This window comes from Pseudoalteromonas luteoviolacea, assembly GCF_018100925.1.
GTDB classification, from domain to species: domain Bacteria; phylum Pseudomonadota; class Gammaproteobacteria; order Enterobacterales; family Alteromonadaceae; genus Pseudoalteromonas; species Pseudoalteromonas obscura.
In genome coordinates this window covers 141,775-154,153 of sequence record NZ_JAGJEH010000001.1, presented here as the reverse complement: position 1 = coordinate 154,153, position 12,379 = coordinate 141,775, and the positions used below count along the sequence as shown (strand labels likewise).

The 12,379-nt window shown below is 42.1% G+C and carries 8 protein-coding genes; 1 reads left to right on the top strand and 7 read right to left on the bottom strand.

Going from position 1 to position 12,379, the window contains the following annotated elements; all coding sequences use genetic code 11:
• Window positions 1-5: 5 nt before the first annotated feature.
• Window positions 6-1,616 (bottom strand): lytic polysaccharide monooxygenase, encoded by a 1,611-nt coding sequence (locus J8M00_RS00545; RefSeq protein WP_211008431.1) that lies wholly within the window; start codon window positions 1,614-1,616, stop codon window positions 6-8.
• Window positions 1,617-1,682: 66 nt separating this feature from the next.
• A complete protein-coding gene (locus J8M00_RS00540) occupies window positions 1,683-4,853 on the bottom strand; it encodes a glycosyl hydrolase family 18 protein (protein ID WP_211008430.1) in 3,171 nt (1,056 codons plus the stop codon).
• Window positions 4,854-5,514: 661 nt separating this feature from the next.
• On the opposite strand from J8M00_RS00540, the gene J8M00_RS00535 reads away from it, so the two are divergent.
• Window positions 5,515-5,982, top strand: coding sequence for a DM13 domain-containing protein (locus tag J8M00_RS00535; RefSeq protein ID WP_211008429.1), 468 nt, complete (start codon window positions 5,515-5,517; stop codon window positions 5,980-5,982).
• Window positions 5,983-6,029: 47 nt separating this feature from the next.
• Here the strand turns inward: J8M00_RS00535 and J8M00_RS00530 are convergent, their stop codons facing one another.
• From J8M00_RS00530 to ahpC, 5 genes are all read right to left on the bottom strand, one after another.
• On the bottom strand, window positions 6,030-6,809 hold the full coding sequence (locus tag J8M00_RS00530) for a hypothetical protein (RefSeq protein WP_211008428.1): 780 nt from the start codon (window positions 6,807-6,809) through the stop codon (window positions 6,030-6,032).
• A gap of 260 nt (window positions 6,810-7,069) precedes the next feature.
• A complete protein-coding gene (locus tag J8M00_RS00525; protein WP_211008427.1) occupies window positions 7,070-7,831 on the bottom strand; it encodes a hypothetical protein in 762 nt (253 codons plus the stop codon).
• Between the two features lie 22 nt (window positions 7,832-7,853).
• Complete coding sequence (locus tag J8M00_RS00520) at window positions 7,854-9,683, bottom strand: motility associated factor glycosyltransferase family protein (RefSeq protein ID WP_211008426.1); 1,830 nt, start codon at window positions 9,681-9,683, stop codon at window positions 7,854-7,856.
• Between the two features lie 324 nt (window positions 9,684-10,007).
• Window positions 10,008-11,576 (bottom strand): alkyl hydroperoxide reductase subunit F, encoded by a 1,569-nt coding sequence (gene ahpF, locus J8M00_RS00515; protein WP_211008425.1) that lies wholly within the window; start codon window positions 11,574-11,576, stop codon window positions 10,008-10,010.
• A gap of 107 nt (window positions 11,577-11,683) precedes the next feature.
• A complete protein-coding gene (gene ahpC / locus J8M00_RS00510; RefSeq protein ID WP_211008424.1) occupies window positions 11,684-12,253 on the bottom strand; it encodes an alkyl hydroperoxide reductase subunit C in 570 nt (189 codons plus the stop codon).
• Window positions 12,254-12,379 lie beyond the last annotated feature (126 nt).

Here is a 12,379-nt window from a genome sequence, read left to right as displayed (position 1 = left end):
TGTATTTATAGTTTTTTCCAAACAGAATTTTGGTCAGGTTGTTGATTACGCGTCCACCAGCGAGCTTGATAGCGCTCACCATTAAAAGTTACGATTTCGCCACCGCGATAGGCTTTGCTTGACTGCCATGACGTATTACTAGCATCCGAATCATCGCCGCTAGGCACTAATTCCCAAGCATGGCTTGAGGTTGGAAGTTGGCCACGTACCCACCATTTAGCACGATAAGTTTTGCCTTGATAAACCACGGTGTCGCCAGCTGTGTAGATTTTGCTTGGCTGCCAAGTATCGTCTGTCGGTTTGTCTGGCGTCCCCGGATCGGTATCGATGTTTTTAACATTCACAACCAGTGGTACTGTTTTGCTTAAACTGCCGTCTGACACGGTCACTTTGCCGTCAAAACGTGTGTCAGCGTCCACTTGTGGTGCAGTGACCGTGATGGTTGAACCAGAGCCTGTGAAGCTCAATGCACTTGGTAACTGCCAATCAAAGTCGAGTGTTGGCTGCTCGTCATCGAATGCATGGACATGCAAATGCTTGCTCTGCCCCTCATCTATCGTGATTGGCGCAGGTGTATGTACCGTAGGCGCTGTATTTTTCGGCTTGGAGATCACCGATAGGTTGTAGCTATATGATTTATCAGATACAAATACCTGATTACTGGAGACTGCGTTTGGATTAAATACAATGTTACCCGTATTATCTTTCACACCAATGCGAATAATATCGGCAAACTGCGTCGTCAGGTTAGACGCAAACTGTGCTTGCCACTGATTTGCATTGGCCTCTGTGACGTCGAAGCGCTCTTGAATGAGCTCATTTCCATCGCCGTTAAACACTCGAACCCATACTGTATCGCCAGCAGTTGCCTCTTGGCCCTGTTTTACAAAGTACGCTACTGGATACCATGTGTCTGGCGTTGGTGTTGGATCTGTACTGCGTACTATGGTCACGTCACTACAATTGTAAAACCCCTCACCTACTACATCGTCGCGCTGCCAGCGGCTATACAGAATCGCATCGCCTGCAAACTTTTCTGGGATTGCCACTTCCATTTCGTAATAACGCTTACCATCTGGCGCCATAAAAAACGCAATGTTTCCGTGCTCTTGAACTAGCTCTAAGTCACTCCAAGCAAGCGCCTTTTGCTTAAATTCAGTGCCCGGCTTAGTTAAGTAGAACTGCCAAAAGCTGGGGTTATGGGGCGTCGTTGCGCGATAACGGATTTTCACTTTGCCCTGAGCATTTGGCGTGATCTCTGTTGTCTGCCACTCAGTAGATGGAATATTCATTCCCGCTTTTTGGCTATCACCCGCACCACACAAGGTGCCATCAGGAATGTTAGCCTCTACCGCCGTTTGGTTACGAAAGTCTGCTGTATTGGTTGCGAACTCATGCTTTTGAATAAACTGCACATGCTCAGATTTTAAATATGCGGCGCGACATGCGGCATTCGGGATTTTTGAGCCATCTTTTGGCCACCAAAATCCACCTTGCTCCTGACAGATTGCTTGCCTAGCTTTGGGAAAATCCATATAGCCGTGTGCATTCACTTTACCGATAACGCCCACACCTAAGGCTACGCCCAGCGCGCATAAGGTTACTTGTTGTCTCATAGTTTTCTCATTTATTGATTGTAAGAGTGATCCGCAGATCACTCTGATTGGGAATAAAAGTGGTCGTTACAGACCGCACACCTTTTGCCAAGCACCGCCGTTACTTGGTGTACCATTTGTCCACCACTTAGCTTTATAAACAGCGCCGTTGTGGATCATCATGTCACCGCCGACAGCATGGCTCGGATCGCCAGCCCAGTTAGTGCGTGGCCAATTTGGATACGTGTTGATGTTTTCAATTTTCACACCTTCACACTGCTGACCATTTGGCGGGTTTTTGTCGCCATCACCTGGATTTGGTATGTGTTTTTTAGCGACTGGTAATTCAGGGTATTCAGAGGCAAATGCGTACTGTTTGCCGTCTTTTTCGATAGTGAAGTTCACAGGACCTGTGATAGGCATGTAGTACATCACTTGTGCATTGATGGTTTCGCCCGGCGCAAAGGATTCAAGCTGACCGCCCCACTCATTTTTGAAGGTAATTGAAAAACGATGGAATTCATTTTCAAAACCACCAATGTTATTCCCCGCAGAGTTAGAGGCATCATGCTCTACGCGCATGCCAAGCTTTTTACGTGCATTCCAATTTGATTTGAAGATTGCTGAAGTTGACGTTGGAACGTTGAACGTAATCGTTGCGCCAGTTAGATCAATTTCTGAGTTGTTGGTAAAAGCAAATGTTGGACGAATTGGGTAGTTTTGGTCACCCACAGGGAAGTCTTTCGCTTCAAACGCGATATCAACCGCTTCGCTTGGCGTAGTAAATGTGCCATCGCCAACATGATTGTCATAGGCCACACCACTTTGGTTAAAGGTGTTATATGCTAGCGCTGTCATTGTCGAGCCCATGAAGTACTCGCCTTTATCAGCGTGATAATCAAAGTCACCAGCAAGCTCCCAGAACATGACACCGCCCAGACCTTTATCAACAACGTAGTCTAATTTGGTTTTCATTGACTCGGTGTCTTCCATTGAAAGGAATACTTTTTTCTCGGCGTTATACAACCAAGGCGCTACGGCTACGTCATCGTAATGACGCACATAGTCACCGCGCAGTACATCATCGGCATCTGTATCAGGCGTTAAGCCATATACTTCTAGGTAGCTTGGGTTGATACCGTGTTCAAGGTTTTTAGCATGCCAAAGTGGGTTCGATCCTGCGGCAACTTCTTGACCATTTTCAACGTCATGCCATAGGTTGTCGATACCAATTGCGCCGTTACCACACTTGTTCTTTTCGCCAATTCCAGTGCCTTTCGGGCAGTTGCTTTGATTTGGCAGTGGTGCGCGACCCCAAAGGCCATTGTCACCACCACGCACATCTTTGAATCCACGGGTATAGTACGGAATACCAATATTGATGCGGCCAGCAGGCAGCGCACCACGGAAATAGTTCACCGCCCAATCTGTGTTCAAATAACCAATGCCACCGAACTCTTTAGTGCCGTAGACATTCCAAACCTTAAGCTCTGTGTCTTTCCCCGTATCGTAAAGCGGCGCATTGTGACCAACATGATCATTCCACGCACCGTGCAAGTCGTACGACATGATATTTACGAAGTCTAAATACTGTGCTGTTTGAAACGTTTCCATTCCACGTAGTAAGTAACCTGATGACGGAGAAGCAATCGTTAACATATAGTGTTTGTCATCTTGCTCACCCGCTTTATCAAGGGCTTCACGTAGCTCTTTCATCAGTACTTGATAAGACTTGTTTAGCCCCGCACGTCTGGCATTGCTGACCGGGAAATCTTCAGGATGACCTGAGTCTTTCATCGAAGATGGGTATTCATAGTCCACGTCTAAGCCATCAAAGCCATAAGTTCTCAAAAATTCAACTGAGCTTTTCACAAACTGAGCAATACCAGCATGGTTGACACTGCCATCAGCATTTGTGGTCATCGTATAGAAACCACCGTTATTGATGCGCTTGCCCGTTTCGTCAAAATAACCGCCCGTTTCAGCCCATCCACCAACAGAAATCATGGTTTTTACATGTGGGTATTGCTTTTTATATTTATTCAATAAGTTGAAGTGACCTTTGTACGGCAGGCTAGGGTCCATCTCTGCACCTGCAACGCCTGGCCAAGTCATATTGGTTGCTGCGTTACCTTGTGCATTTGGATTGCCTATGCTGATCTCATTTTTGTCATTAACGTGAGCAAACGCATAGTTGATATGAGTGATTTTGTCCCATGGGATGTCTTTAACCAGATAGCTAGGTTGATCATTTTTACCATGACGCCAGCTTGTAAAGTAGCCGATCACTCGTCTTGGATGATCTGCGCCCATTTTTTCTCGGCCTTCACTATCATAGATATCACAGTAAGACGGCGTTATACCGGGAGTTTGGTATAAGCCAGCTGGACGACAGTCGTCATGTGAACTCTGACCATCATCTTTCGCTTTCACCGTAAAGGTTCTGCTTATTTTCTCTGACTCTAAGCCGTGTTCATCTTTGGCGACTAAGACGAATGTCTGCGGACCTTTTGCAGTGGCTGTCCATGTATATTCGAACTCATTTTGCGATGTGCTCACTACTTCGATGCCATTCACCGAGAGTGATTGAGTCAAAGTATCTGACTCTTTATCATTTGCAATCAAAGTAAATACAATCTGACTACCCACTTCTAACTCACTTGGCAACTGCGCTGCTAAACGAGCAATCGGAGCGGTATTTTGATCTTTGGGAGGTAGTGCCTCAACGCTAACTTTTCGACTCACCGATTTTGCGGTTGCGCCATCATCATCCAATGCCACACCGTGAAACTCATGGTTGCCCTGTTTTGCTTGCCACGCAAAACGATATGGCGCTTGGCTTAGTACTTTCACCAACACATCGTTATGATAAATCGCAACATGCTTTACTTCACCATCGCTATCACTGGCTGAAAAATCGATGATCACTTCTTCGTTCTCAACTACTGTAATATCCGCAATTGGTTTAAGTAGCTTGATAGAAGGCGCTAAGTTTACTGGCTCTGAGCCACTGCACTCTCCAAGCTTTGTCCACTCTTGCCACTGACCAGACTTTAATTTTGGTGAAGAACGGTTCCACCAATTGGCACGATATGCAACGTTATCTTGTTGCACCTGATTGCCGCCAACATAAATTTTACCCGCTTCCCAAGTCGCAAGGCTGTCACAGTTCACTTCAGCAAAAGCCGATGCACTGATCAAACCCATTGTAATAGCGCTGAGCTTGAGCACCTGATTCGAGGATTTAGACACGCTCATTTGATTATTCCTAATTTGTATGTTTTTTGTTTATAAAATTACATTCAGTAACATAATTACCTAATGCGATACTGAGCAGCGGCGATTGTACCGATCCAAAACACCATAACAAGGGATTAGCCAAAATTAAAAAACACAAACCAAATAACTAGAAAAAACACTGTTTTTAGTAAAAACGCAGGATACATAACATATTGAAATTGATTAACTTGTTGAGAAAATAACAACAAATATACGCGATAGAAAGTTTACAAAATTTACATTAAATTCGTTTACCTTTATTTACATTACAAAGTGGACAAACCAGAACACAATACCTTTTTCTAAACATAAAAAATAAAAACAGTACTTTTTCATCTTTAATTCACGATAAAAGAGAGATCCAATGCTGGGCGGTGAAGAAATAACTAAAATTACACTTTTGTTAAAACAAAGAATAATTTAGTAATTTCATGAGTTTATTGATAGCTTATGAATAAAGGCAAAAACTTCAATGAATAAATAAAATTGTCAATCAGTCATTTTAACTAGAAAGTAGTTTGATAAGAGAAATAAATGCTCATTAACACAACAGTTAACACAAATAAAACATTTGTAGATTTGACTCTTAGAACCATCACGCTAAGGTTAAATTACTTTTATTTGATAGAGCATTTTTGACATGCGATTTTTGTTTAAAATTTTGTTTACCATGTTGGTTTTTTGTGCGGGCTTTGCACTAGGTGTGTACTCTCTTCCAATTATGATGGCCCCCCCTTCCCCTACACAAACGGCCTTATCCGAAGTTGCTAACCATGCAAAATTCACAGCTGTATTTAGTAAAGACCTAAAGGGCTCTGACTTTTTGCACTTTGGTGAAGGAGATGTCTTTATTGGTGAACATACAATAGGCTTTGAAGGCAGGTTAGCGCCAGGTCCTGACTACCGTCTTTATTTATCGCCAACGTTTGTTGAAAATGAGGCTGAGTTTGAACAGCATAAAAATACAATGCAATTTGTATCTGCTGTCACGTCATTTAATGGCTTTATTGTCGATGTACCGAAGGGTGTAGACGTAAGTAAATTTAAAACGGTTGTTGTATGGTGTGAGACATTCGGGGAATTTATAACCGCAGGAACTTATCAGTAATACACTTTCTAAGTCTAATGAAAAGGGCCTAAGTGGCCCTCACTATTTTAATAGCGCCCTAGGTGATCCTCACATCCTTCTGCGATATAAGCATCCAGTCCCTTATAGTAAGCTCTGATATAATTAGTGTATTCATTACCTCTCTTGGTGTAGCCATAAAACTCATAAGAAGAAGTGTCGATTCTATCTAACAAGATTTTCTCTTTTTTATTCTCATAGTAATGCTGCAGAGTTATACGTAATCGACCAAAGTCATTTTGCCCCAAATAACTCGTTTTATAGGTCCCCTTACCCATAAAGTTAATGTGTTTATACATGCTGTCATATTTAGAGTTAGATACTACAACCAAACGTTTACCAGCCTTAACACAAACTTTGTAGTAATCTTCATAATCACCACCACTGCCAATCTCATTGCCTTCGATATACAGAACACCACGGTGCATTCGATTACCATCCAACGGGTCTCGCTCATTGGTTGGGAAAGGAACGAAGTCATCTGGTCTCGCAGCATTGGTATCGCCAGCATCAAATGAATCGCCTGCACCGAATGAATCACCTGCGCCGAATGAATCGCCTGCACCGAATGAATCGCCTGCACCGAATGAGTCACCTGCGCCGAATGAATCGCCTGCACCGAATGAATCGCCTGCGCCGAATGAGTCACCTGCTGCAAACTGGCTGTTTAACTCAGATCCTTCATAGCCCGAGCTCAGATGAGTTGGTTGCTCCTCAGCGTTAAAGTAATCGATGGTTTGTGAAACGGCCTTACCTGAATGAACGGCCACAAGCACAATAGGTAAAACTGATTTTATGTTAAATTTCATTTAAATCCCTTAATTGTTGTTACGGTTAGATGGTTTATTGGAATACTAAGTCCTTATTGTGTGTCACTGAGTTCCCAAGGGGCTTTAAAATCGATGCAACTCAATCTGGGAGAAACCAGTTGACACCATAATCATGCAACAATTTACTTTGTTATCTAATTAGCAAGAAATAATCAAAACACTCGCTCTAAAGTAAAGAGTAAAAGTACTCCAAAAGTTTAACTTTTGGAGTACTTAATAGCATCTAGATTACATTAAGCTTAAAACCTGGAGCCTGTCGTATATTCACAACCTTCAGCGATATACATGTCTGAGCCTTTATAATAAGCGCGTAATGTGCCAGCATGATTACCATTGATTAAGGTATAGCCATTAAACTCATATTTGCCGCCGCTGTACTTATACAGAACCATGGACTCCTTGACATGGCCAAAATCAAAAGTTAAATCAAGCTCTAAATAACCATAATCAGAGCCGTAAAGACTCATCGGCTGATAGGCCCCTTGGAGGATATAGCGGTTTTGGAGAGCCATTAGATCAAATTGAGAATGTGCACCTGATATAACCCGGTCATTTGATTTAATACACACTTTCATATAGTCGTAATAATTACCATCATTGTTGTTATCAACCTCTAGGTAGAGAACACCATGATGGATATAACCGTGAGTATCAGGGTTTAATTCGCCCGTTGGGAAAGCTTCAAAGTCTACGGGGCGACTACCGAACGAATCGCCCGCACCAAATGAATCACCTGCGCCGAATGAATCACCTGCACCGAATGAATCGCCTGCACCGAATGAATCGCCTGCGCCGAATGAGTCGCCTGCGCCGAATGAATCACCTGCACCGAATGAATCGCCTGCCGAAAATTGACTATCAAATTGATTGCTTTCAAAACCTGCACTCGCCTCAATAGGCTTTTGGTCGGCAGTATAAAAATCAATAGTTTGTGAAACTGCATTACCAGAGTGAACTGCAACAAGTGCAATTGGAAGGACTGTTTTTAAGTCGAATTTCATTTAATTCCCTTAATTTACGTTGCTATTGGAGTGTTAATTCATATATTAATTTGTCTAGCATGGCGCTCAGCTCGATGCGAACTTTAACATCGTAATCAGCCCATACATTCAATGGCAGATGGTTTATGTGGCTTGCGATTGTCGCAACAATGTACTTTATTGAACCGGACAGCAGCAGCTGATACACAAACGACTGGCGTTCTTTACGCAATTCATAGATAAATCGATTCAATTGTCCCTTTACTTCGGTAATTGAATCAGCGCCAACAACCTGCGCTTTTAATGTTTTCAGTTTGTCACACGCATCAATAAAGTACTCGCCAACGTTCAGCTGAGATCCAGAATGAGTACTAGCGTACGCGACAACCGTAGGCATTAATTTATATTTAGATTTTTTATCAAATTTCAAATCTTCAAAGTGTGCGATCTGTGTCCCCTGAATATGCGCACCATCACTCGTATTGGTTACTCTGACAGAGGAATTGTGTCCAAGCAGCCTCTCTTGAGCCGCCCGAGCCTCATTAAAAATCCGTGAAGTAAATACAAATGGCCGAAAATTGCCTTTCACCTTCATTTCATTGTCAAAATTAACGTTAGAAAGCAAATTAGTCGGCTCATAGTAGCTCGACAGCTGACTATGATGTTTTTGGTGATCGACATATCCATAATCACAGCCGAGTAATATAATGTTTTTAAAACCCATTCTAATAAATGACGCAACGGCCATGTTTGTTACCGTTGGGTTACAATGATAAAGCGCTTTGCACCCATCTCCAGAAAGATTGGCAAGCTCAGCTCCGAGATCGTTGCCTTTTGCAAAGACAATTCTATTATCAAATTGAGTGAGCAATTTGGGGTAAACGGTACTAAGTGCAATAAGCACCACATCTTTGTTATTTGGATCTTTCAGTTCAGCCTCTTTGATCTCAAAATTAACTGAAGTTCTCTCCATTTCGATATGAAAATCAGGTTTGATCCCAGCTTTCATTAAAGGTGCTAGTGATGTTCCACAAGAGACAATAAATACATGATCTGACTGTTTTTTTAATTCATCTATACTTTTGTCTAATGACGGCCCATTACCAACAATCACGACTGGAAAACTTTCAAACTCAGAAAAAACATTTTCGTGGCAGGAAACTGTCGAGTTTAAACGATTCTCGCTTGTGTGTTTCAAACCAAGTAACTCGTCTTCCAAGAAGCCCCACATGCTTGCAAAGCTGTTGCGCCACTGCTTAAACTCGCCAAATATTTGGTCCGTCAATGGCGTACTGTAATGGCGATACAGGCTGATATCGGATAGTAAATGAACGCCATTTTGGTCTATTAGGCCTTTCATTTCGCTAAGAAACTGGTCGAAACTCTCTATATTAAAAAAATTGATTGAACCCGATCTACTTTCACACTCTGCATGTAAAGCTGCAAAGTTAATATGTTGACAAGCCATCGCGTAATGCGCGGTATTTGATTCTACTACTATCACATCTGTATATCGTATTTTTGAAAGAAGCTTTGGAATGTGATAACCCGCACCGAGCCCTAAAACAATCAATGTGCCACGCTGCGGTTTTGAGTTACTTTTTCTTCCCAAATCATCCGCAATACTATTTAAATTATTAATACAAAGTTGATGTGTATATTCGTAAGTATTGGTTGAAAAGCTAAGGCTTAAATGGGCTGGGTGACTGAGGAATAACTCAACTTGTTTGTAACATTTACTTTCAGCGTGCTCACCATAAAAGCTACTTTGGAATTCAGATATCTGGGAAGGTTTTTTAGAACATATACGATTATAGAAAGGGTTTGGAAAATACCTTTTAAGGTACTCCAAGTTTTGCTCAAATAGTTCCATATAGTTTATAAATTCCAAATAGTTATAGCCTAATAATTTTTCCACCAATCAGCTTTTTCGTCAATAAAAAATAGAGGAAGGCTATCAAACATACCAGTTAGTAATTTAGAATTAATAACTTAATTTTAATTTTTAAAATTCATTAACTTACACTTAGTGATTAACTACACAAATCGAGGAAATTAAAGACTAAAATTATTAATAAAATAATAATTTTTATTTTGTTAATAAGAAAAAGCCACGCAAGTGCGTGGCTGGAGAAACATTGCATGGGTATATTGCAATGAAAAAAGTCTAGCTGAGCAATCAGCTATAAAGGGAAATCTATGCTGCGGCAGCAGGGTCCAATTCTCGAATTAGATATTCAAACGCGCCTAAACTGGCAGTCGCACCACTTCCCATAGCAATGACTATCTGTTTGAAAGGGGTTGTGGTCACATCACCTGCAGCGAAAACACCTCGCATACTAGTAGACCCCTTATTATCGATTTCTATTTCACCAAACTGATTGATTTCAATATCACTATCTTGCAACCATTCTGAATTTGGCACTAATCCAATTTGCACAAAAACGCCTGCAATAGCGATAGAATGCGCTTCGCCTGAGTCCCGATCTAAGTATTGTAAACCGGTCACTTTATTCGTATCGCCGAGTATTTCCGTCGTTTGCACATGAGTGCGTATCTCAATGTTTGGAATGCTCTTAGCTTTATTGATCAATACCTGATCTGCCTTTAATTCATTGGCAAACTCAAGCACCGTGACATGTTCAACAATATTTGCAAGGTCTATAGCGGCTTCGATACCAGAATTTCCCCCACCAATAACAGCGACGGGTTTACCTTTAAATAACGGTCCATCACAATGAGGACAGTATGCAACACCTCGGCCTTTGTACTCCTGCTCTCCTGGTACATTAACATTGCGCCAACGCGCACCTGTTGATATCACTACAGACTTCGCTTTTAATTTAGCCCCACTCTCAAGCTCAATATCCAAATAATCATTTCTCTTGATGCGCGCTACTTTGTTGCTAGTCATAACATCCACATCGTACTGTTTAACATGTTGCTCTAATTGGGCGACTAATTTGGGGCCCTCTGTTTCTTTAACAGAGATAAAGTTTTCAATGCTCATTGTGTCAGCAACTTGCCCACCAAACCGCTGCGCAACTACGCCTGTATTTAGCCCTTTCCTTGCGGCATATACCGCGGCTGATGCTCCTGCTGGGCCGCCACCAATCACCAAAACATCAAAAGGTGCTTTGCTATTCAGCTTTTCGGCTTCTTTTTGCGCTGAATTTTGATCTAGTTTTTTCAGAATATCTGACAGGCCAATTGCACCTTGGCTAAATAGCTGGCCATTTAGGTAGACGCTCGGAACGGCCATAATATTGCGCTCTTCAACCTCTTGCTGGAATAGCGCACCATCAATCATCGTTGTTGTAATTTTGGGATTGTTCACTGCCAAAGTGTTGAGTGCTTGCACTACTTGTGGGCAAGTCTGGCAGCTCAAAGATATGTACACTTCAAAATTCAGGTTTTTATCAATCGATTTGATCACCTCAACTTCATCACGCTCTAATTTACTTGCATGTCCGCCACTATGTAGTAGTGCAAGGATCAAGCTGGTAAACTCATGACCCATTGGCACACCAGCAAAACTGAGTTGTGTTTTTGATTCAACCGAGCTGACCACCATAGAAGGTCTTCTCGCGTTAATATCATAGTTCTCAACCACTGAGAGGTGTTCACTCAAAGCTGCAAGATCATGTGCGAGTGAGTTCAATTCATTGGACTTATCACTGCTGTCCAGCGCGACTCTCAGCTCCACAGGCGAGTTAATATTCTTAAAGTGCTCTTTTAGTTGGCTTTTAATTTGCGCATCTAACATATTTATAATTCCTCATTGAAACGCTACGCACTTGGTTGCTTGATTTAAGGGATGCAAATTCAAGTGATACCTACCAGCAAGTGCTGGCAGATATGGTGTGAGTCAAATTAGATTTTGCCCACAAGGTCTAAAGAAGGTGCTAGTGTCTCTTCACCTGGCTGCCAAGATGCAGGGCAAACTTCGCCGTCATGTGTTGCGATATATTGAGCAGCTTGAACTTTACGCAATAGCTCTTTTGCGCTGCGGCCTATCCCTAAATCATGTGTTTCAACAACTTTGATTTCACCTTCCGGGTTGATAACAAATGTGCCGCGAAGTGCGAGACCTTCCTCTTCAATCATCACACCAAAATTGCGAGTAATTTTACCTGTCGGGTCGCCAATCATCGGGAAGTCGATTTTTTTGATGGTGTCAGAAGCATCATGCCATGCTTTGTGAGTGAAGTGAGTGTCTGTTGATACAGAGTATACTTCAACGCCCATTTCTTGAAGCTGTGCATAGTGGTCTGCCAAATCGCCCAGCTCTGTCGGGCACACAAAAGTAAAGTCCGCAGGGTAGAAGAAAACAATGCTCCACTTACCAAGTAAATCTTGCTCTGAAACTTCAACAAAATCCCCCTTGTGGTATGCAGTTGCGCTGAAAGGTAAAAGCTTTGTATTAATCAATGAAGTGCTCATGGCTATCCTCTATATTAAGTTTGTATTTTGTCTTCGCGAGTATCCTCGCCTTGCTTGATTACAAAGATATAGACTTAGCACTTTTAAATAAAATTGATTAAAACTATCATTGTTATCGATAAATTT

Excerpts from the sequence above, each read along its gene's own strand:
- J8M00_RS00535 (WP_211008429.1), top strand. The coding sequence starts at position 5,515 with ATGCGATTTTTGTTTAAAATTTTGTTTACCATGTTGGTTTTTTGTGCG.
- J8M00_RS00530 (WP_211008428.1), bottom strand. The coding sequence starts at position 6,809 with ATGAAATTTAACATAAAATCAGTTTTACCTATTGTGCTTGTGGCCGTT.
- J8M00_RS00520 (WP_211008426.1), bottom strand. The coding sequence starts at position 9,683 with ATGGAACTATTTGAGCAAAACTTGGAGTACCTTAAAAGGTATTTTCCA.
- J8M00_RS00525 (WP_211008427.1), bottom strand. The coding sequence starts at position 7,831 with ATGAAATTCGACTTAAAAACAGTCCTTCCAATTGCACTTGTTGCAGTT.
- J8M00_RS00545 (WP_211008431.1), bottom strand. The coding sequence starts at position 1,616 with ATGAGACAACAAGTAACCTTATGCGCGCTGGGCGTAGCCTTAGGTGTG.
- J8M00_RS00540 (WP_211008430.1), bottom strand. The coding sequence starts at position 4,853 with ATGAGCGTGTCTAAATCCTCGAATCAGGTGCTCAAGCTCAGCGCTATT.
- ahpF (WP_211008425.1), bottom strand. The coding sequence starts at position 11,576 with ATGTTAGATGCGCAAATTAAAAGCCAACTAAAAGAGCACTTTAAGAAT.
- ahpC (WP_211008424.1), bottom strand. The coding sequence starts at position 12,253 with ATGAGCACTTCATTGATTAATACAAAGCTTTTACCTTTCAGCGCAACT.